General features: G+C 55.3%; 19 protein-coding genes. 14 read left to right on the top strand and 5 right to left on the bottom strand.

Annotated elements, in window-relative coordinates; all coding sequences use genetic code 11:
• Window positions 1-924 (top strand): Gfo/Idh/MocA family protein, encoded by a 924-nt coding sequence (locus AC0XWG_RS21615; protein ID WP_028019070.1) that lies wholly within the window; start codon window positions 1-3, stop codon window positions 922-924.
• 129 nt (window positions 925-1053) lie between these two features.
• On the top strand, window positions 1054-2589 hold the full coding sequence (murJ, locus tag AC0XWG_RS21610) for a murein biosynthesis integral membrane protein MurJ (protein WP_108090225.1): 1536 nt from the start codon (window positions 1054-1056) through the stop codon (window positions 2587-2589).
• 59 nt (window positions 2590-2648) lie between these two features.
• Here the strand turns inward: murJ and flgN are convergent, their stop codons facing one another.
• From flgN to flgA, 3 genes are all read right to left on the bottom strand, one after another.
• On the bottom strand, window positions 2649-3074 hold the full coding sequence (gene flgN, locus AC0XWG_RS21605; RefSeq protein ID WP_028019068.1) for a flagella biosynthesis chaperone FlgN: 426 nt from the start codon (window positions 3072-3074) through the stop codon (window positions 2649-2651).
• A 4-nt stretch (window positions 3075-3078) separates the two neighbouring features.
• Window positions 3079-3372 (bottom strand): flagellar biosynthesis anti-sigma factor FlgM, encoded by a 294-nt coding sequence (flgM, locus tag AC0XWG_RS21600; RefSeq protein ID WP_028019067.1) that lies wholly within the window; start codon window positions 3370-3372, stop codon window positions 3079-3081.
• A 93-nt stretch (window positions 3373-3465) separates the two neighbouring features.
• Window positions 3466-4125, bottom strand: a complete 660-nt coding sequence (flgA, locus tag AC0XWG_RS21595) for a flagellar basal body P-ring formation chaperone FlgA (RefSeq protein WP_028019066.1) — start codon at window positions 4123-4125, stop codon at window positions 3466-3468.
• A 157-nt stretch (window positions 4126-4282) separates the two neighbouring features.
• Here flgA and flgB point away from each other — a divergent pair, with 157 nt between their 5' ends.
• The 11 genes from flgB to flgL all read left to right on the top strand — a co-directional run bounded on the left by flgB (window position 4283) and on the right by flgL (window position 14179).
• A complete protein-coding gene (gene flgB / locus AC0XWG_RS21590) occupies window positions 4283-4699 on the top strand; it encodes a flagellar basal body rod protein FlgB (RefSeq protein ID WP_028019065.1) in 417 nt (138 codons plus the stop codon).
• A gap of 3 nt (window positions 4700-4702) precedes the next feature.
• Window positions 4703-5107, top strand: a complete 405-nt coding sequence (gene flgC, locus AC0XWG_RS21585) for a flagellar basal body rod protein FlgC (protein ID WP_013097138.1) — start codon at window positions 4703-4705, stop codon at window positions 5105-5107.
• 11 nt (window positions 5108-5118) lie between these two features.
• The gene (flgD, locus tag AC0XWG_RS21580) at window positions 5119-5829 is read left to right on the top strand and encodes a flagellar hook assembly protein FlgD (RefSeq protein WP_128348401.1); all 711 of its coding nucleotides are present in this window, start codon (window positions 5119-5121) and stop codon (window positions 5827-5829) included.
• A gap of 26 nt (window positions 5830-5855) precedes the next feature.
• Entirely contained in the window at window positions 5856-7106 is a 1251-nt protein-coding gene (gene flgE, locus AC0XWG_RS21575; RefSeq protein ID WP_475681043.1) for a flagellar hook protein FlgE, read from the top strand.
• A gap of 20 nt (window positions 7107-7126) precedes the next feature.
• The gene (locus AC0XWG_RS21570; RefSeq protein WP_023311138.1) at window positions 7127-7882 is read left to right on the top strand and encodes a flagellar basal body rod protein FlgF; all 756 of its coding nucleotides are present in this window, start codon (window positions 7127-7129) and stop codon (window positions 7880-7882) included.
• Between the two features lie 11 nt (window positions 7883-7893).
• Window positions 7894-8676 (top strand): flagellar basal-body rod protein FlgG, encoded by a 783-nt coding sequence (gene flgG, locus AC0XWG_RS21565; RefSeq protein WP_008500810.1) that lies wholly within the window; start codon window positions 7894-7896, stop codon window positions 8674-8676.
• A gap of 57 nt (window positions 8677-8733) precedes the next feature.
• Complete coding sequence (gene flgH, locus AC0XWG_RS21560; protein WP_032666985.1) at window positions 8734-9432, top strand: flagellar basal body L-ring protein FlgH; 699 nt, start codon at window positions 8734-8736, stop codon at window positions 9430-9432.
• A 12-nt stretch (window positions 9433-9444) separates the two neighbouring features.
• Window positions 9445-10542: a flagellar basal body P-ring protein FlgI gene (locus AC0XWG_RS21555; RefSeq protein ID WP_028019060.1), complete on the top strand. Its 1098-nt coding sequence runs from the start codon at window positions 9445-9447 to the stop codon at window positions 10540-10542.
• Complete coding sequence (gene flgJ / locus AC0XWG_RS21550) at window positions 10542-11495, top strand: flagellar assembly peptidoglycan hydrolase FlgJ (protein ID WP_049007893.1); 954 nt, start codon at window positions 10542-10544, stop codon at window positions 11493-11495. Before AC0XWG_RS21555 ends, flgJ begins: the two co-directional genes overlap by 1 nt.
• 75 nt (window positions 11496-11570) lie before the next feature.
• Window positions 11571-13211 carry a flagellar hook-associated protein FlgK gene (gene flgK / locus AC0XWG_RS21545; protein WP_128348403.1) on the top strand — a complete coding sequence of 547 codons (1641 nt, stop codon included), beginning with the start codon at window positions 11571-11573 and terminating at the stop codon, window positions 13209-13211.
• Window positions 13212-13225: 14 nt separating this feature from the next.
• On the top strand, window positions 13226-14179 hold the full coding sequence (gene flgL, locus AC0XWG_RS21540; RefSeq protein WP_128348404.1) for a flagellar hook-associated protein FlgL: 954 nt from the start codon (window positions 13226-13228) through the stop codon (window positions 14177-14179).
• A gap of 74 nt (window positions 14180-14253) precedes the next feature.
• Here flgL and AC0XWG_RS21535 read toward each other — a convergent pair whose 3' ends face one another.
• Complete coding sequence (locus tag AC0XWG_RS21535; RefSeq protein WP_134707533.1) at window positions 14254-15468, bottom strand: MFS transporter; 1215 nt, start codon at window positions 15466-15468, stop codon at window positions 14254-14256.
• Window positions 15469-15577: 109 nt separating this feature from the next.
• Between AC0XWG_RS21535 and AC0XWG_RS21530 the strand changes: the two genes are divergently transcribed.
• Window positions 15578-16513 carry a LysR family transcriptional regulator gene (locus tag AC0XWG_RS21530; RefSeq protein ID WP_475681042.1) on the top strand — a complete coding sequence of 312 codons (936 nt, stop codon included), beginning with the start codon at window positions 15578-15580 and terminating at the stop codon, window positions 16511-16513.
• Window positions 16514-16551: 38 nt separating this feature from the next.
• Here the strand turns inward: AC0XWG_RS21530 and rne are convergent, their stop codons facing one another.
• The gene (rne, locus tag AC0XWG_RS21525; protein ID WP_475681041.1) at window positions 16552-19668 is read right to left on the bottom strand and encodes a ribonuclease E; all 3117 of its coding nucleotides are present in this window, start codon (window positions 19666-19668) and stop codon (window positions 16552-16554) included.
• Window positions 19669-19914: the final 246 nt, after the last annotated feature.

Below are 19914 nucleotides of genomic sequence, written 5' to 3'. Positions count from 1 at the left end.
ATGAAAAAATTACGCGTAGGCGTGGTAGGTCTGGGCGGCATCGCGCAAAAAGCCTGGCTACCGGTATTGGGTGCGGCGACGGACTGGACGCTTCAGGGGGCATGGTCACCGAATCGCGAGAAGGCCGAGCGGATCTGCGAAACGTGGCGCATCCCTTATGCCAATTCTCTTCAGGATTTAGCCCACGAGTGCGATGCGGTCTTTGTTCATACCTCAACGGCAACCCACTATCAGGTGGTGAGTGAGCTACTCCATGCAGGGGTTCATGTATGTGTGGATAAGCCGCTGGCTGAAAATGTCCAGGACGCGGAACGACTGATTGAGCTGGCGGCGCGTAAAAAACTGACGCTGATGGTGGGTTTCAACCGCCGCTTCGCGCCACTTTACCAACAGCTGAAAGCGCAGTCCGGCAGTCTGGCCTCGCTCCGTATGGATAAACACCGTACCGACAGTATCGGACCCAACGATTTACGCTTCACGCTGCTGGATGACTATCTGCACGTCGTGGACACGGCGCTGTGGCTCAGTAACGGTAATGCGCAGCTGCAAAGCGGGACGCTCCTGACGAATGAGCAGGGCGAGATGGTCTATGCCGAACATCACTTCGCAATTGACCATCTGCAGGTAACGACCAGCATGCATCGTCGTGCGGGCAGTCAGCGTGAGTCCGTTCAGGCGGTGACTGACGGTGCGCTTTACGAAATCACCGATATGCGTGAGTGGCGGGAAGAGAAGGGCAACGGCGTGGTGACGCTTCCGGCGCCTGGCTGGCAGAGCACCCTGGAGCAGCGCGGGTTCGCAGGATGTGCCCGCCACTTTATCACCTGTGTGCAAAATCAGACGGTTCCTGAAACGTCCGGCGAGCAGGCCATTATGGCGCAACGCATTGTGGAACGGCTCTGGCGAGAGGCGATGAGTGAATAATTCGCTGTAACATCTGCGGATAGTAATTCGTTGAAATCCGGGTAGACTAAGCGCCGGTTGTTGGTTTCGCCGGGTGGTGCTTACGCTTACCCGGCTTACAAATCCGTAGGGTTGTGGAAATTCACGTTAATGAACTTATTAAAATCGCTGGCAGCCGTCAGCTCGATGACCATGTTTTCCCGCGTACTCGGTTTTGCGCGCGATGCAATTGTGGCAAGGGTCTTTGGTGCAGGGATGGCTACGGACGCCTTTTTCGTCGCGTTCAAATTGCCAAACCTGCTGCGTCGTATTTTTGCGGAAGGGGCATTTTCTCAGGCTTTTGTTCCGATCCTGGCGGAATATAAAAGCAAGCAGGGTGAGGACGCGACGCGCGTATTTGTCTCTTATGTGTCCGGGTTGTTGACGCTGGCCCTGGCTGTGGTGACTGTCGTCGGGATGCTGGCAGCGCCCTGGGTGATTATGGTGACTGCGCCTGGTTTTGCCGATACGGCAGATAAATTTGCCCTGACCTCACAGCTTCTGCGCATTACCTTCCCTTATATTCTGTTGATCTCGCTGGCCTCGCTGGTGGGGGCGATACTGAACACCTGGAACCGCTTTTCCGTTCCGGCATTTGCGCCGACGTTTCTTAACGTCAGCATGATCGGCTTTGCCCTGTTTGCCGCACCGCATTTCAATCCGCCGGTACTGGCGCTGGCATGGGCGGTGACCGTGGGTGGCGTGCTGCAGCTGGCTTATCAGCTGCCGCATCTGAAAAAAATAGGCATGCTGGTGCTGCCGCGTATCAATCTCAAAGATGCCGGTGCAATGCGTGTTATTAAGCAGATGGGACCTGCGATCCTTGGCGTCTCCGTCAGCCAGATCTCGCTTATTATCAATACCATTTTTGCTTCTTTCCTGGTGTCCGGCTCGGTCTCCTGGATGTACTACGCTGACCGTCTGATGGAGTTTCCGTCCGGGGTGCTGGGGGTAGCGCTGGGGACAATCCTGCTGCCGTCGCTGTCGAAGAGTTTTGCCAGTGGTAATCACGATGAGTACTGTCGGTTGATGGACTGGGGGTTACGTCTTTGCTTCCTGCTGGCGCTGCCAAGCGCGGTGGCGCTGGGTATTCTGGCCAAACCGCTGACGGTCTCGCTCTTCCAGTACGGGAAATTCACCGCGTTTGATGCTGCCATGACGCAGCGCGCCCTGATTGCCTACTCGGTTGGTTTGATGGGGCTGATCGTCGTCAAGGTGCTGGCCCCGGGCTTCTACTCGCGTCAGGACATCAAAACACCGGTGAAAATTGCGATTGTGACGCTGATTATGACCCAGTTGATGAACCTGGCGTTTATTGGTCCGCTGAAGCATGCGGGCTTGTCATTGTCTATCGGTCTGGCCGCTTGTCTGAATGCCGGGCTGTTGTACTGGCAACTCCGCAAGCAGGATATCTTCACGCCGCAGCCGGGTTGGTCACGTTTCCTTGTGCGACTGATCGTCGCGGTGCTGGTGATGTCTGCAGCGCTGCTCGGCATGATGTACGTGATGCCGGAGTGGTCCCAGGGAACCATGCCATACCGTCTGATGCGGCTGATGGCCGTGGTGGTGGTTGGCGTGGTGGCTTACTTTGCCACGCTCGCCGTGTTGGGGTTCAAGGTGAAAGAATTCACCCGTCGTACGGCATAAACGCCAAAAGGGGAGTTCACCTTATGGTGCTCCCCACTGCATGATTTGTCGCTGCTGCTTCAAATCGAAATCTTTTTTACACCCGCAATACGTGCAGTAGCAGTCTGACCATCCGCACCGTACAGTCCGGTTTCTTTATGCGGTTTCAACACCTCAAGCGCTTGCTGATTACGCTCTATCTGACCTTCAAGCAGCCAGCCGTTATGCTGGTTAAGATCGCGCAGGTGTCGCGTTTTTTCAGTAATGGTCTGCCAACGCTCAACAATATCGTCATTTGCACTGCGCTTAGGATCTTGCTCAGCGCGGCGTTGTTGCTCCAGATAATCCAGCGTTGCCAGAAGCGAACTTTTGTCTTCAGTAATCCGCTGCAACGCGCTGCCGTTAATGTGACCGGAAGAGAGATGCTGTTGCTCTGCGTCCATTACCGTTTTCAGGTCGTTCAGGACAACCGTCATTTGATCCAGTATTTCTGACAGTCGACTCATACGGTTAGTTACTCTGTAAGAAACTCTGTGCTTCCTGAATCAGGGCATCAGCGATTTTGCTGGTGTCCATTTTCAGTTCACCGTTACGAATTGCCGCTTTCAGCGTTTCAACACGTTCCATATTGATATCGTTGCTGCCTGGCTGCATCAGTTTTGCCTGAGCATCACTCAGGGTTACGCTGGTGCTGTTAGACGTTGACGGTTTTTCCAGACGCGCTTTCTGCGCTGGCGTGTCATTCGTTTCGCGAGGTTGTACAGCGCTTACCGGCTTCAGGGCTGATGTACGATCAATGCTCATAGTGTTGTCCTCATCGAGGGTTCGCGGCGTTTGCGCCTGACATCATCATTAGTTGAATATTTATCGGCAAGCGGCGCGAAATCTTTAAAAAGATTATAGGTTAATCAGAATATTCCCATCAGAATCGACGGTTCCGCTAACCACCTGGCCTGAGGTCATTCTGACGCGGACGTTTTGTGCCACCGCAGCATTGTTTAACGCTTTCCCTTCGCTGTTGATACTAAAGCCATCTCCGTTGGCCACCACCATCACCTGCTGACCTGCTTTTATCCGCCATGCCTGGCGCAACATTGAGAGCTGTATCGGCTGGCCTGGGGCGACGTCGCGCAGACTGACAGCGTCCTGCGCCTGGTTAATTTCCAGCATCGTGCGTGGCGGCAACTGATCCAGACGGCCGCGTTTTAACGTCACGCTGTTTGTCTGCAGCACGCTGCCGCGCGCAATGGGCACGGCGGCGACAACATAATTGCCCGTCGCCTGAACTGCAACCTGTAAATAGCGTTTTTCGTTGGCGCAGCGTGCCAGCACGTTCACATTCCCCCAGAGCTTTGTGAACCCCACCACGCTGAATGAAGGCTGATCACACGTAGGGTAGAGATTCGGTGGCGTGCGTACGGTAACAGTGACGTCATCGCTAAAACCCGCCAGCTTTTCAGCGAAAAAAGCCGTCAGTTGATCCTGTAAGCCTTCAGCCTGCACCAGAGGGCTAAACAGCAAGAAAGTTGCCACCAGACCACGTTTTAACGTTTGCATCGCAAGTTCCACCGTTTCCAGAATTGAGTGAATTCTACCTGCAGTGGTTTTGCATCAACGGAATAAATAGCGACGCATTTTGCGCTTATTCCGTCGATAGGGGAGACCGGGTGAGATTTAAGCTGTGAACTGAAATTTTGCCATCAGCGGAGGAGACATGCTCGATAAACTCGACGCCGCGTTACGTTTTCAGCAGGAAGCGCTCAATTTACGCGCCCAGCGGCAGGAGATTTTAGCCGCCAACATCGCTAACGCCGATACCCCAGGGTATCAGGCGCGCGATATTGATTTTTCCAGTGAACTCAAAAAGGTGATGGAGCGTGGACGTGCCGAAGGAACGGGTGTTGCACTCGCCATGACATCCTCGCGCCATATTCCTGCTCAGGCGATGACCGCGCCAACGACCGATTTACTCTATCGCATTCCCGATCAGCCTTCACTCGACGGCAACACCGTGGATATGGACCGGGAGCGTACGCAGTTTGCCGATAACAGCCTGAAATACCAGACGGGACTGACCCTACTCGGCGGACAAATCAAAGGCATGATGAACGTCCTGCAGGGGGGCAACTGATAGATGGCCTTGCTGAATATTTTTGATATCGCCGGTTCGGCGTTAACCGCGCAGTCCAAACGTCTGAACGTGGCTGCCAGTAACCTGGCGAACGCCGACAGCGTGACTGGACCAGACGGCCAGCCTTATCGTGCCAAACAGGTTGTCTTCCAGGTTGATGCGGCACCTGGTGCGGCAACGGGCGGCGTGAAAGTGTCTGATGTGGTAGAGAGCCAGGCACCGGATAAGCTGGTGTATGAGCCCGGCAACCCACTCGCGGATGCTAACGGATACGTGAAAATGCCTAACGTGGATGTGGTGGGTGAGATGGTGAACTCCATGTCGGCTTCCCGTAGTTACCAGGCCAACGTCGAAGTGCTTAATACCGTGAAGAGCATGATGCTCAAAACACTCACTCTCGGCCAGTAAAGGAGACATGCATGTCCATCGCCGTAAATGTGAATGATCCTACGAACTCGGGTGTTAACAACACAAAGAGTACGACGGGTTCTAACTCCCTCACCGGGAGCAATGCCGCCGATCTTCAGGGCAGCTTTCTGACGCTGCTGGTGGCGCAGCTTAAGAACCAGGATCCCACTAACCCGATGCAGAACAACGAACTGACCACGCAGCTTGCGCAGATCAGCACCGTTAGCGGCATTGAGAAACTGAACACCACCCTCGGTTCCGTCTCTGGTCAGATTGGTAGCAGCCAGTCTCTGCAGGCGGCAAGCCTGATTGGCCACGGGGTGATGATCCCGGGCACCACCATTCTGGCGGGCTCCAGCACCACCGAAGGCAACACCACAACGACTACCACGCCGTTTGGCGTTGAGCTCCAGCAGGCGGCTGAGAAGGTGACTGCCACGATCACGGATTCCACTGGCGCGGTTGTCCGTACCATTGATATTGGCGAGCTGAAGGCGGGCGTTCACACCTTTACGTGGGATGGCAGCCTGACCGACGGTACTAAAGCACCAAACGGTTCCTACAAAGTGGCAATCAGCGCCAGCAACGGGACAACCCAGCTGGTGGCGCAGCCGCTGCAGTTCGCGCTGGTCCAGGGCGTGATTAAAGGAAGCGACGGCAACAAACTGGATTTGGGTACCTCAGGTACCACCACACTCGACGAAGTTCGGCAGATTATCTAAGCCTTAACACTTATCAGGAGTAAGTCATGGCCTTTTCTCAAGCGGTCAGCGGCCTGAATGCTGCGGCCACCAACCTGGACGTCATTGGCAACAACATCGCCAACTCCGCGACCTATGGTTTTAAATCCGGTTCTGCTTCCTTTGCAGACATGTTTGCCGGTTCCAAAGTCGGCCTGGGCGTCAAAGTTGCGGGCATCACTCAGGACTTTACCGACGGCACCACCACCAACACCGGTCGTGGTCTGGACGTCGCCATCAGCCAGAACGGTTTCTTCCGTATGGTTGATTCCAACGGCTCTGTGTTCTACAGCCGTAACGGCCAGTTCAAGCTGGACGAAAACCGCACGCTGGTTAACATGCAGGGCATGCAGCTGACGGGCTACCCGGTAGCGGGTACGCCGGCAACCGTTCAGACCGGTGCGAACCCACAGGCGATTACTATCCCGAATACCCTGATGGCGGCGAAATCGACCACCACCGCGACGCAGCAGATCAACCTAAACTCAACCGATCCTGTTCAAACTGCCCCGTTCGATGCGACTAACCCGGATACCTACAACAAAAAAGGGACCGTGACTGTATTCGACAGCCAGGGTAACGCCCATAACATGTATGTCTACTACGTTAAGACAGCCAACAATAAATGGGATCTTTACACTCAGGACGGCAGCGTTGCGGGTTCTACAGCAGCGAAAGCGGCGCAGATGAACTTTGATGCGAACGGTAACCTGGCGGGTGTCTATAACTACGACGCTGCGGGTGTGCTGAGCGCAACGCCAAACGCAACCCCTGCAATCAACATCACCACCGGTTCTGTCAGCGGTGCGACGGCGGCGACTTTCTCCCTGAGCTTCCAGAACTCCATGCAGCAGAACACCGGTGCGAACAGCGTGGTGGCAACCAATCAGAACGGCTACAAGCCTGGCGACCTGGTGAGCTACCAGATCAACGACGATGGCACCGTGGTGGGAAGCTACTCTAACGAACAGTCTCAGGTTCTGGGTCAGATCGTACTGGCAAACTTTGCCAACAACGAAGGTCTGAAATCGGAAGGCGATAACGTCTGGTCTGCCAGCCAGTCCTCCGGCGTGGCGCTGCTGGGTACCGCAGGTACCGGTAACTTCGGTAAGCTGACCAACGGCGCGCTGGAAGCCTCCAACGTGGATATGAGTAAAGAACTGGTGAACATGATCGTCGCGCAGCGTAACTATCAGTCGAACGCGCAGACCATCAAAACCCAGGACCAGATCCTCAACACGCTGGTTAACCTGCGTTAAGCGGCTAACAGGAAAGCGCAATGGATCACGCAATATATACCGCGATGGGCGCGGCAAGCCAGACGCTCAATCAGCAAGCCGTTACGGCCAGCAACCTGGCAAACGCCTCGACACCGGGTTTTCGTGCCCAGCTTAATGCGCTGCGCGCGGTGCCGGTTGAAGGGCTTTCCCTGCCAACCCGTACGCTGGTTACGGCATCTACCCCTGGCGCAGATATGACGCCAGGGCAGATGGATTACACGTCACGCCCACTGGATGTTGCCCTGCAGCAGGACGGCTGGCTGGCGGTGCAAACGGCAGACGGCAGCGAAGGCTATACCCGTAACGGCAATATCCAGGTGAGCGCGACGGGCCAGCTGACGATTCAGGGTCATCCGGTGATGGGGGAAGCGGGTCCGCTGACCGTGCCGGAAGGCTCGGAGCTGACTATCGCCGCGGACGGCACCATTTCGGCGCTGAACCCGGGCGATCCGGCCAATACCGTTGCGCCCGTCGGTCGTCTGAAGCTGGTTAAGGCGGAAGGCAAAGAGGTGCAGCGCGGCGATGACGGCATGTTCCGTCTGACCCAGGCGGCTCAGGCGACGCGTGGTGCCACGTTACAGGCCGATCCGAGCATCCGCGTGATGTCCGGCGTTCTGGAAGGCAGCAACGTTAAGCCGGTAGCCGCCATGAGCGACATGATTGCCAGCGCCCGCCGTTTTGAAATGCAGATGAAGATCATCAGCAGCGTGGATGAAAACGCGGGCAAGGCTAACCAACTTCTGGCTATGAGTTAACAGGACTCCTTATGATCAGTTCTTTATGGATCGCGAAAACTGGCCTGGACGCCCAGCAAACCAATATGGACGTGATTGCCAACAACCTGGCAAACGTGAGCACCAATGGTTTCAAGCGTCAGCGCGCCGTTTTCGAAGATTTGCTTTATCAAACCATCCGCCAGCCGGGTGCACAGTCTTCTGAACAGACGACGCTGCCGTCGGGTTTACAGATCGGTACCGGCGTTCGTCCGGTAGCCACCGAGCGTCTGCACAGCCAGGGCAACCTGTCTCAGACCAACAACAGTAAAGACGTGGCGATCAAAGGCCAGGGCTTCTTCCAGGTGCAGCTGCCTGACGGTACCTCTGCCTATACCCGCGACGGTTCGTTCCAGGTCGATCAGAACGGCCAGCTGGTGACGGCGGGTGGTTTCCAGGTTCAGCCTGCGATTACCATCCCGGCGAACGCCCTGAGCATCACCATCGGACGTGACGGTGTGGTCAGCGTGACCCAGCAGGGACAGGCCGCGCCGGTTCAGGTAGGCCAGCTCAACCTGACCACCTTCATGAATGATACTGGTCTGGAAAGCATTGGTGAGAACCTCTACACCGAGACGCAATCCTCCGGTACGCCAAATGAGAGCACCCCGGGCCTGAACGGCGCGGGCCTGCTGTATCAGGGCTATGTTGAAACCTCCAACGTGAACGTGGCGGAAGAGCTGGTGAATATGATCCAGGTCCAGCGCGCGTATGAAATTAACAGTAAAGCAGTGTCGACGACCGACCAGATGCTGCAGAAACTGACGCAACTCTAAGGTGTAGCCCGGTGCGGTAAACGCCGCGCCGGCTCCCTGTTTTCGAAGATGAAGGCAATGCAAAAAAACGCGGCGTTTCGTTATCCGATACTGACTGTTCTGGCTGTCACCCTCAGCGGGTGTGCCTGGATCCCGTCTAAACCTTTGGTCCAGGGTGCGACGACTGCCCAACCCGTTCCTGGCCCCGCGCCAGTGGTAAACGGCTCCATTTTCCAGACCGCGCAGCCGATTAATTACGGCTATCAGCCGCTGTTTGAAGATCGCCGCCCGCGTAACGTCGGCGATACATTGACCATTGTGCTGCAGGAAAACGTCAGCGCGAGCAAGAGCTCGTCGGCGAACGCCAGCCGCGATGGCAAAACCAATTTTGGCTTCGATACCGTGCCACGCTATCTCGAAGGGTTGTTCGGCAATGCGCGTGCTGATGTGAACGCGTCCGGCGGCAATACCTTTAACGGTAAAGGCGGCGCGAACGCCAGCAACACCTTCAGCGGCACGCTGACGGTCACGGTTGACCAGGTTCTGGTTAACGGCAACTTGCACGTTGTGGGTGAAAAACAGATCGCCATCAACCAGGGCACTGAATTCATTCGTTTCTCGGGCGTGGTTAACCCTCGCACGATCAGCGGCACCAACACCGTTCCGTCCACCCAGGTGGCGGATGCGCGCATTGAGTACGTCGGTAACGGCTACATCAACGAAGCGCAAAATATGGGTTGGCTGCAGCGCTTCTTCCTTAATTTATCGCCGATGTAAGCGAGGTGACCCATGTTTAAATCGATCTTCGCCGTGGCGCTGGCGCTGGTGGCAACGTTTGCCCAGGCTGACCGTATTCGCGATCTCACCAGCGTTCAGGGCGTACGCGAAAACTCCCTGATTGGCTATGGCCTGGTGGTCGGTCTGGATGGCACGGGTGACCAGACCACCCAGACGCCTTTCACCACTCAGAGTTTAAACAACATGCTTTCCCAGCTCGGTATTACGGTCCCGGCGGGAACCAACATGCAGCTGAAAAACGTGGCCGCCGTTATGGTTACCGCGTCCTACCCGGCGTTTGCGCGTCAGGGACAGACCATTGACGTGGTGGTCTCCTCAATGGGTAACGCCAAAAGCCTGCGCGGCGGTACGCTGCTGATGACTCCGCTGAAAGGCGTTGACAGCCAGGTCTATGCGCTGGCGCAGGGGAACATTCTGGTTGGCGGTGCGGGTGCATCCGCAGGCGGAAGCAGCGTGCAGGTGAACCAGTTGAACGGTGGACGTATCACTAACGGCGCCATCATTGAGCGTGAGTTGCCGACCCAGTTTGGCGCAGGCAACACCATCAATCTGCAGCTCAATAATGAAGACTTCACCATGGCGCAGCAAATTGCCGATACCATCAACCGCAGCCGCGGTTACGGTAATGCAACGGCACTGGATGCGCGCACCGTGCAGATCCGTACCTCAACGGGTAGCAGCAACCAGGTGCGCATGCTGGCAGATATCCAGAATATGGAAGTGAATGTTCCAGTGCAGGATGCGAAGGTGATCATTAACTCCCGTACGGGCTCGGTGGTGATGAACCGGGAAGTTTCTCTGGACAGTTGTGCCGTGGCGCAGGGTAACCTCTCCGTGACGGTGAACCGCTCCGCGAACGTGAGTCAGCCAAATACGCCATTTGGTGGTGGCCAGACGGTGGTGACACCGCAAACGCAGATTGATCTGCGCCAGAGCGGCGGGTCGTTGCAGAGCGTTCGCTCCAGCGCCAACCTGAACAGCGTGGTGCGTGCTCTGAACGCCCTGGGTGCAACGCCGATGGATCTGATGTCCATCCTGCAATCCATGCAAAGCGCGGGCTGTTTGCGTGCCAAACTGGAAATCATCTAATGCTGACCGATAGCAAACTGTTGACCAGTGCCGCCTGGGACGCCCAGTCGCTCAACGAACTGAAAACCAAAGCAGGTAAAGACCCGGCGGCGAATATCCGCCCGGTTGCCCGCCAGGTGGAAGGGATGTTTGTACAGATGATGTTGAAAAGCATGCGTGAAACCCTGCCGAAAGATGGGATGTTCAGCAGCGATTCAACGCGTTTGTACACCAGCATGTATGACCAGCAGATTGCGCAGCAGATGACTGCCGGTAAAGGTCTCGGTCTGGCTGACATGATTGTGAAACAGACCGAAGCCGCGCAAGGTATTCAGCCGCAAGAGCAGACGCAGCAAGTGCCGATGAAGTTCGACCTGGAAACGGTGACCAGTTATCAGAACCAGGCGCTGACGCAGATGGTGCGTAAGGCGATCCCGAAAACAACGGGGGGCGGTGATGAACCCCTCTCCGGCGACAGCAAAGACTTCCTGGCGCAGCTTTCTCTGCCTGCGCGACTTGCCAGTGAACAGAGCGGTGTTCCACACCACCTGATTCTGGCACAGGCCGCGCTGGAATCGGGCTGGGGTCAGCGACAGATCCGCAAGGAAAACGGCGAGCCGAGCTTTAACATCTTCGGCGTGAAGGCGACTTCCGGCTGGAAGGGACCAACCACGGAGATCACGACCACCGAATACGAGAACGGTGCGGCGGTGAAGGTCAAAGCAAAATTCCGCGTTTACAGCTCTTATCTGGAAGCGTTGTCCGATTATGTCGGCCTGCTGAGCCGAAATCCGCGTTATACCGCCGTTACCCAGGCGGCGACGGCGGAGCAGGGGGCTCAGGCTCTGCAAAATGCAGGTTATGCGACCGATCCGAACTATGCGCGTAAGCTCACCAGCATGATCCAGCAGCTGAAATCCATGGGCGAGAAGGTCAGCAAAGCCTATAGCACAGATATTGAAAATCTGTTCTGAAAGTTCTCAAGTCCCGGTGGAGGTTGCCGATAACCTTCATCAGGACTCGTGTCTGAACGTATAAAAGGAACCCCCATGTCCAGTTTGATTAACAGCGCCATGAGTGGCCTCAGTGCTGCGCAGTCGGCACTCAATACCGTCAGTAATAATATTTCAAGCTATAACGTGGCAGGTTACACCCGCCAGACCACGGTGCTGGGCGCGTCTAACAGCACGCTGACCGGCGGTGGCTGGGTGGGTAACGGGGTTTATGTCTCCGGTGTCCAGCGTGAGTATGACGCTTTCATCACCAACCAGTTGCGTGCCGCGCAAACGCAGAGCAGCGGCCTGACGACGCGCTATCAGCAGATGTCAAAAATCGACGATGTGCTGTCCGATACGACCAACTCGCTCTCTACGACGTTGCAGGACTTCTTCAAGAGTCTGCAAACGCTGGTAAGCAACGCGGAAGATCCCGCTGCACGCCAGACGGTGCTGGGAAAAGCGGGCGGTCTGGTCAATCAGTTTAAAACCAACGATCAGTATCTCCGCGATCAGGATACGCAGGTAAATACCGCGATTTCGACCAGCGTTTCTCAGATCAACAACTACGCCAAACAGATTGCGAATCTGAACGATCAGATTTCCCGTCTGACCGGTGTCGGTGCGGGTGCATCGCCAAACGATCTGCTCGACCAGCGCGATCAGCTCGTCAATGAGCTGAACAAAATCGTAGGTGTGGAAGTTTCTGTTCAGGATAGCGGTACGTTTAACATCTCTTTCGGCAACGGTTACAGCCTGGTGCAGGGCAGCAAAGCCAACCAGCTGGCGGCAGTTAAGTCCAGCGCTGATCCGGCTCGTACGACCGTAGCCTACGTCGACGACGTTGCGGGTAATATTGAGATCCCAGAAAAAATGATTACGACCGGCTCTTTAGGCGGTTTGCTGACATTCCGTAATGAAGATCTGGATAAAGCCCGTAACACCCTGAACCAAATGGCACTGGCCTTTGCCGATGCAATGAACACGCAGCATGAAGCCGGTTTTGATGCAAACGGTGATGCGGGCGGTAAGCTGTTCGACTTCGGTTCTCCGGCGGTTCTGTCCAATAGCAAGAATGGCGGTTCGGCCGTTGTTACGGCTTCTGTAACGGACAGCAAACAAGTCCAGGCGACAGACTATAAGCTGCAATTTAATGGCACCGACTGGACGGTCACCCGTACCTCCGATAAAACCAGCTTTACGATGAGCCCGGATGCAAGCGGCAATCTGTCGTTTGACGGTCTTAACGTCAATGTGAGCGGCACAGCAAACACCAAAGACAGTTTCACCGTGAAGCCTGTTTCCAATGTCATCATGAACATGGATCTGGCAATCAGTGACGAGTCTAAACTGGCGATGGCGTCGGTGCAGAACGGCGGTGAGAGTGACAACCGTAACGGTCAAAAACTGCTTGATTTGCAAAATGCCAAAGTGGTGGGGGGAAACAAAACCTTCAACGATGCGTATGCTTCTCTCGTCAGTACTGTCGGTAGCTCAACGGCGTCACTGAAAGTGAGCAGCCAGACGAAAGCGAATGTGGAAACACAGTTAGTTAAACAACAGCAGACCATCTCTGGGGTAAACCTCGACGAAGAGTATGGCAATTTGCAGCGTTATCAGCAGTATTACCTGGCTAATGCGCAGGTTCTCCAGACTGCCAGTACGCTCTTCGATGCAATTATCAACATTCGTTAAGGTTGAGGTGAACAATGCGTATTAGCACCCAGATGATGTATGAGCAGAACATGCGTGGGATCACTGATTCCCAGAGCAGGTGGCTGAACTACGGTGAGCAAATGTCCACCGGTAAGCGCGTCAATCGTCCGTCGGATGATCCTATCGCGGCTTCTCAGGCCATTGTTCTGTCACAATCGCAGTCACAAAATAGCCAGTTCGCGTTAGCGCGTACCTTTGCCACGCAAAAGGTTTCGCTGGAAGATAATGTGTTAACCCAGGTGAATACCGCGATATCCAGCGTGCGTGAGAAATTAGTCTACGCGTCGAACGGGACATTAAGCGATGATGACCGTCTTTCTCTGGCGACCGATATTCAGGGGATCCGCGATCAGCTCATGAACCTGGCCAACACGACGGATGGTAATGGTCGCTTTATCTTCGCGGGATACAAAACCGAAAGCGCACCGTTTGATGCCGCGACCGGGAATTACAACGGTGGTGCTGAGGCGATCACTCAGCAGGTCGATACGGCGCGGAATATGGCGATAAGCCATACAGGTCAGCAGATTTTCGAAAGCATCACCAGTAATGCGGAACAGCTGCCGGGCGGTGGATATGGCGAAACCAATATGTTCAAGATCCTTGATTCTGCTATTGCATCGTTGAAGACACCGATTGAAAACGATCCGGCTGCTGCCACTGCGCAAAGCCAGGTGATTGCCAATGCGCAAATCGGTATCAAAAACTCCCAGAACAATATCCTTACCGTTGTTGCGGACGTGGGCACCAAGATGAACGAGCTGGAAAAACTCGATACGCTGGGTGACGATCGTGCGCTTGGGCAGACTAAGCAGATGAGTGACCTGGTTGATGTAGACTGGAACGAAGCGATTTCCTCTTACACCATGCAGCAGGCGGCCTTGCAGGCGTCTTATAAAGCGTTTAGCGATATGCAGGGCATGTCTCTGTTCCAGCTGAACAAATAACATCTTGACCTCTTGGAACATGTCTTGAAACTGGGCATGTTTTACTGCCCAATCCGTCAGGATTGGGCATTTTTTTATGCAACTTCTGCTGGTGTGGAGGCGACTCGGGCGCTTTCAACCAGACGGATCCCCAGCGCAATGACGCCACAGACGGTTGCCAGAGCGACCACGCCCGTCCAGCCCGCCAGCGAGTAAATATTACTGCCTATGGCTGAGCCCAGTGCCATGCCGATAAAGATAACGGTAAAGAGCAGAGCATTAAGGCGGCCCCGGGCCTGTGGTTCAAGGCTGTAGACCAGATTCTGATGGGCCACCAGACTGGACTGCAGACCCAGATCGAACCCAACGGCAGAGACGGCAATCAGAATCAGCTGCCCGTGAATTCCCAAAGCAGGCATCAGGAACATCAGGGCAAACGAGACGGTCACAAGTAATGCGCCAAGCTGTGTGACTTTCCCGGCTCCCAGTTTATCTGCCAGCCCACCCGCCAGCGGGGCGGCTAATGCACCTGCTGCACCCGCAATACCAAAACCACCGGCTACGGCACTACCCAGGTGATAACGCTCCAGAAGCATAACCGCCAGCGTGGACCAGAAGGCGCTAAAGGCAATCGAGAGAAAACCCTGTGCCAGCGCTGCACGGCGCAATGCCGGATAACGACGCCACAGATGTTCCATAGAACGCATCAGCGCGGGGTAGCTCAGCGTGGAGTGAATGGCGAAACGGGGAAGTACAATCCACATCATCACCCCGATAAACGCAATGCTCACCGCAGCCAGTTGGTACATGACGCGCCAGCCAAAGGCTTCTCCCACCACGCCGCTAACAGTTCTCGACAACAAGATGCCCATCAGCAGCCCCGTCATTACCGTACCCACGGTTTTCCCCAGCTTCCCTTCCGGCGCGAGAATAGCCGCCGCCGGAACGATATCTTGTGCCATGGTGGCGGCCATGCCGATAAGCAAACTTGCCAGCAACAGGGAATGGAGTTGCCCGGTCAGGCTACAGCCCAGCAGGAACAGGGCGAGCGCCGCGCTTTTTATCAGAATTAACGTCCTGCGGTCATGACGATCGCCCAGTGGAAGCAGGAACAGAATGCCGAGCGCATAACCTGCCTGAGTTAAGGTTGGTACTAACCCCATGCCTTCAATGCTCAGATGAAGATCGGCACCCATGAGCGGAAGAAGGGGCTGGGCGTAATAGATGGATGCCACGCTAAAGCCAGCACCCAGCGCCAGCATGAAAATTACCCAGCGGCTGGCTGCGTGGGGGGAGGTCGTTGTGTTCATAAGATGTTCCTCATTCGTCGTGTGGGGCTATTTTTTATCAGTCTGCCTTGCGAGGGTAGCCAGCCCGGTGGTAAAACGCTTATACGTTAAACGTATGTCAGGGAGGTGTATGAAACGAGTTGAGCGTTTAGACAGAGTGGAATTGATGCGAACGTTTGTTCGTATCGTTGAAACCGGGTCGTTATCAGCAGCGGCAAGGCAGCTTTCAACCACTCAGGCCACGGTTAGCCGACGTTTGCAGTCTCTGGAGACCCTGCTGGGGGCTCGCTTGCTGCTGCGAACAACCCATGCGACCCGGCTTACTGACGATGGTGAGCGCTGCTATCAACACGCCCGACGCGTGATTGACAGCTGGCTGGCACTTGAAGATGAAGTTGGACAGGCTGAGGATGAACCGGTGGGGGTATTACGGGTGCGTGCACCGCACGCCTTTGGGCAGGACCAGTTTCTGAAGCCATTAACCGAATTTTTGCATCGTTATCCACAGTTGTCCGTTGAGTGGATGTTGCATGACAGGTCGGTAGATTTCCTGAGTGACAACATTGACTGCGCGATCCGCGTGGGTGCTGAGGTCGATCCGGCGACCGTATCTGTGCAACTGGCAGAGGTACCGCGCTCCGTCGTGGCATCCCCGGCACTGCTGGCGCGTTTTCCGGAGGTCAAAACGCCAGAGGATTTGCAGACACTCCCCTGGATCGCCATCAGTACCTTTTATCAGCGTCATATAGAGTTATTTGACGGCTCGGCACAACCAGCGCGTATCGCCATTACGCCGCGTCTCAGTACTGACAGTTTGTACGTGGCACGCAATACGGTACTGACCGGGCTGGGTGTCGCGATGGTCTCCAGCTGGACGGTGAAAGAGGATATTGAGGAAGGGCGCCTGATTCATCTTCTTCCTGAGTGGCAACCTGCGGCTCTGCCAGTCCATCTGGTTTATCCCTGGTCGCGTTACTATCCGGCGCGTTTACGTCGTTTTCTTGAGATGATGAAGCAAGTGATGCCGGACATTGCCGGAATGAGAAAGCCTGTAAACAAGCAATAAAAAAGCCGACCCGGAGGTCGGCTTTTTACTTGATGCCGTTACTCGACAGAGCGCGGGCGAGTCGCTGGTGCAGTCGCCTGATGCGTTGCACTGTGACCACCTGCTGAGCCTTTGCCTTCGAAATTGAAAGCAGGGCGTACCCAGTCACTGTGACGCGGGGTTTCAGGCACGTACTCAGGTGCCGGAGCGCGCGTCATAGGAGCTGTCGCCACGTGGGCAGAAGCTGGCGCAGACACAACCGGCTCCGGTTTCACCTCAGGTGCTTTCACTTCTTCGGCTGCACGAACAGGTTCAGCGACAATCTCAACATCCTGAACCACATTTTCAGTGACGGTTTCGGCCACGATTTCAGCGGTATCTTCAACAGCAGCAGCAGGCTGTACTTCTTCCGCGACCTCTTCTGCCACTACGGTATCTTCTTCAGCAATCAGCTGCGGTGCAGCATCAACCGGGGTGGCAATCACTTCCGGATGCGTGGTTTCTACCGTCACGGCATGCGGGGTTTCTACCTCAATAGCTTGCGGTTCAACCACGATGGCTGCTTCAGCTACGGCTTCTTCCACTGCTGCGACTGGCGCAATCAACTCTTCTGTCACCACCTGTTGTTCCACAACCTGCTCCGGACGAGCGACCGGGTAGCGGATCCAGACTTTACCGGATGCCATTTCAGGTGATGCGCATGCCACGGCTAATGGCATTGGTGACTGAGCAGGGTAGCGCTCATCACGATAACGACGGCGACGCTGCCCGCTGACGCGCAGATGGCGTGGAGAACGACGTGAACGGCGAGGCATACCGGCATTATCGCGGTTTTCACCGTTTTCATCCTGCTCAACCGTGTTTTCTACCACAGCAGGTAGATCAACTTTTGCCAGTTGGGTACCGGTTGCGCTCTCGCTTGTTTCAGCGGCGACAACGGCTGACTCTTCGGTAGCTTCGGTGGCGAAGCGAACTTTCTGAGTAAGCTGGCGCTGCTTGCGACGCGGCATAACCTGAGTCCGTTCTTCCTGCTCACCGTCCTGCTGTTCAACAGGCTCTTCGCGGTTCAGGTTTTTGACTTCCTGCTGCGCCTGACGTTTCTCGTCGTTACGACGACGGTTACGCTCGCGACGTGGCTGCTGGTCGTCACGCTGTTTGCTCTTCTCAGACTCATCGCCCGCCTGCTGGCGAATTTCACGATCTTCAACATTTTGCTGTTGTTTCTCGCGACGATTGCGACGGTTGTCTTCGCGTTGTTCACGGCCTTCACCGTTGTCTGAACGGTTGTCACGACGCTCGCTGCGGTCATTACGGTCGTTGCGGTCATTACGATCGCGGCGATTGTTCTGACGCTTACGACGGTCCTGCTGACGCTCAGGCTTGGTCGCTTTAGGCTCTTCTTTCGGTTGCTCTGGCTGAGCTTCCTCGCCGGCAAACATTTTCTTCAACGCGCCAAAGAAGCGGCTCAGAAGACCTGGTTGATCCGGTTGGGTTTTTTCCACGGTGGCTGCTGATTTCTGTACCGCAGGTTTTGCAGCAGGTTTTTCCAGCGCCGTTTCAGGTGGTGCTTCAGGCATGATAAAGGTGGCTAACGCAGGTTGCTCAGGCAATTTGCGCTCGGCAGGCTCTTCATCGGAAGGCAGAGCCATCTCTTCTTCATGCAGCTTCGGCAGCAGGTAGCTGAGCGTGGTTGTCTCTTCGCCTTTACGGACACGCAGCACATGATAGTGCGGGGTTTCCATCTGATCGTTTGGCACGATAATGCAGCGAACACCACCCTGACGTGCTTCGATGGCACTAACCGCTGCACGTTTTTCGTTCAGCAGGTAGGACGCAATTGGCACAGGCACAATGGCGTGAACCTCTTTGGTGTTCTCTTTCAGCGCTTCTTCTTCGATCAGACGCAGGATAGAGAGGGACAGAGATTCGTTATCACGGACGGTACCGGTGCCGGAGCAGCGCGGGCAGACGTGATGGCTGGATTCACCCAGTGACGGGCTCAGACGCTGACGGGACATCTCCAGCAAACCGAAACGCGAGATATGGCTAATCTGGATGCGTGCACGGTCCTGGCGCACTGCTTCACGCAGACGGTTTTCAACCGCGCGCTGGTGACGAACCGGGGTCATGTCGATGAAGTCGATAACAATCAGACCACCCAGGTCGCGCAGGCGGAGCTGGCGGGCGATTTCATCAGCGGCTTCAAGGTTGGTATTGAAGGCAGTCTCTTCGATGTCGCCGCCGCGTGTTGCACGCGCGGAGTTGATATCGATAGCGGTCAGCGCTTCAGTGGTATCAATAACGATAGAACCACCGGATGGCAGACGCACTTCACGCTGGAACGCTGACTCAATCTGGGATTCAATCTGATAGTGGCTGAACAGCGGGATTTCACCGGTGTACAGTTTGATTTTGCTGGTGAAATCCGGACGACCCAATGCGGCAATGTGCTGGCGCGCCAGCTCAAGCACTTTCGGGTTATCGATCAGAATCTCACCGATGTCCTGACGCAGGTAATCACGGAAGGCACGCACGATAACGTTGCTTTCCTGGTGGATCAGGAATGGAGCAGGGCGGCTTTCCGCTGCTTTCTGGATGGCTTCCCAGTGCTTCAGACGGAAACTCAGGTCCCACTGCAATGCTTCGGCTGATTTACCTACGCCTGCGGTACGCACGATAAGCCCCATGCCATCAGGCAATTCGAGACTAGCCAGCGCTTCTTTCAGCTCGGTACGGTCATCACCTTCGATACGGCGAGAGATACCACCCGCGCGCGGGTTGTTTGGCATCAGAACCAGATAGCTCCCTGCCAGGCTGATAAAGGTAGTCAGTGCGGCGCCTTTATTGCCACGCTCTTCTTTATCAATCTGAACGATAACTTCCTGACCTTCACGCAGAACATCTTTGATGTTTGGACGGCCATGGGAGTTGTAGTTTGCAGGGAAATATTCGCGGGCGATTTCTTTCAGAGGGAGAAAACCGTGACGCTCAGCACCGTAATCGACAAATGCAGCTTCAAGGCTTGGTTCAATGCGGGTGATTTTACCTTTGTAAATGTTCGCTTTTTTCTGTTCGTGTCCAGGACTTTCGATATCCAGATCGTACAGGCGTTGCCCATCCACAAGGGCGACACGCAACTCTTCTTGCTGAGTTGCGTTGATTAACATTCTTTTCATCGTAACTTACTCGTTATTCTTACATTGACGACAAAGCTGCGGGCAAGGTGACGCTTTCCGGGGTATGAACCGATGGCCTCGTGTCTATTCACGTCGCCAACCTCACGGTTGTCGCTCGCTTAAGAGGCGCAGAGTGTCGGTTGCCTGTATTTCATACGGAAACACAGCGCAATTATCAGGGGAATTGCCTGGGTAGAACTCTCCAGAGAACAATCCTTATACCGGGAAGTACTGCAACCCGCAGCC

The organism is Enterobacter sp. DVT3837 (genome assembly GCF_056238685.1).
This window is presented reverse-complemented; position numbering and strand designations above follow the sequence as displayed.

Excerpts from the sequence above, each read along its gene's own strand:
- murJ (WP_108090225.1), top strand. The coding sequence starts at position 1,054 with ATGAACTTATTAAAATCGCTGGCAGCCGTCAGCTCGATGACCATGTTT.
- flgJ (WP_049007893.1), top strand. The coding sequence starts at position 10,542 with ATGCTGACCGATAGCAAACTGTTGACCAGTGCCGCCTGGGACGCCCAG.
- AC0XWG_RS21530 (WP_475681042.1), top strand. The coding sequence starts at position 15,578 with ATGAAACGAGTTGAGCGTTTAGACAGAGTGGAATTGATGCGAACGTTT.
- AC0XWG_RS21535 (WP_134707533.1), bottom strand. The coding sequence starts at position 15,468 with ATGAACACAACGACCTCCCCCCACGCAGCCAGCCGCTGGGTAATTTTC.
- flgM (WP_028019067.1), bottom strand. The coding sequence starts at position 3,372 with ATGAGCATTGATCGTACATCAGCCCTGAAGCCGGTAAGCGCTGTACAA.
- flgG (WP_008500810.1), top strand. The coding sequence starts at position 7,894 with ATGATCAGTTCTTTATGGATCGCGAAAACTGGCCTGGACGCCCAGCAA.
- flgE (WP_475681043.1), top strand. The coding sequence starts at position 5,856 with ATGGCCTTTTCTCAAGCGGTCAGCGGCCTGAATGCTGCGGCCACCAAC.
- rne (WP_475681041.1), bottom strand. The coding sequence starts at position 19,668 with ATGAAAAGAATGTTAATCAACGCAACTCAGCAAGAAGAGTTGCGTGTC.
- flgB (WP_028019065.1), top strand. The coding sequence starts at position 4,283 with ATGCTCGATAAACTCGACGCCGCGTTACGTTTTCAGCAGGAAGCGCTC.
- flgL (WP_128348404.1), top strand. The coding sequence starts at position 13,226 with ATGCGTATTAGCACCCAGATGATGTATGAGCAGAACATGCGTGGGATC.
- flgC (WP_013097138.1), top strand. The coding sequence starts at position 4,703 with ATGGCCTTGCTGAATATTTTTGATATCGCCGGTTCGGCGTTAACCGCG.
- flgK (WP_128348403.1), top strand. The coding sequence starts at position 11,571 with ATGTCCAGTTTGATTAACAGCGCCATGAGTGGCCTCAGTGCTGCGCAG.
- AC0XWG_RS21615 (WP_028019070.1), top strand. The coding sequence starts at position 1 with ATGAAAAAATTACGCGTAGGCGTGGTAGGTCTGGGCGGCATCGCGCAA.
- flgA (WP_028019066.1), bottom strand. The coding sequence starts at position 4,125 with ATGCAAACGTTAAAACGTGGTCTGGTGGCAACTTTCTTGCTGTTTAGC.
- flgD (WP_128348401.1), top strand. The coding sequence starts at position 5,119 with ATGTCCATCGCCGTAAATGTGAATGATCCTACGAACTCGGGTGTTAAC.
- AC0XWG_RS21570 (WP_023311138.1), top strand. The coding sequence starts at position 7,127 with ATGGATCACGCAATATATACCGCGATGGGCGCGGCAAGCCAGACGCTC.
- AC0XWG_RS21555 (WP_028019060.1), top strand. The coding sequence starts at position 9,445 with ATGTTTAAATCGATCTTCGCCGTGGCGCTGGCGCTGGTGGCAACGTTT.
- flgH (WP_032666985.1), top strand. The coding sequence starts at position 8,734 with ATGCAAAAAAACGCGGCGTTTCGTTATCCGATACTGACTGTTCTGGCT.
- flgN (WP_028019068.1), bottom strand. The coding sequence starts at position 3,074 with ATGAGTCGACTGTCAGAAATACTGGATCAAATGACGGTTGTCCTGAAC.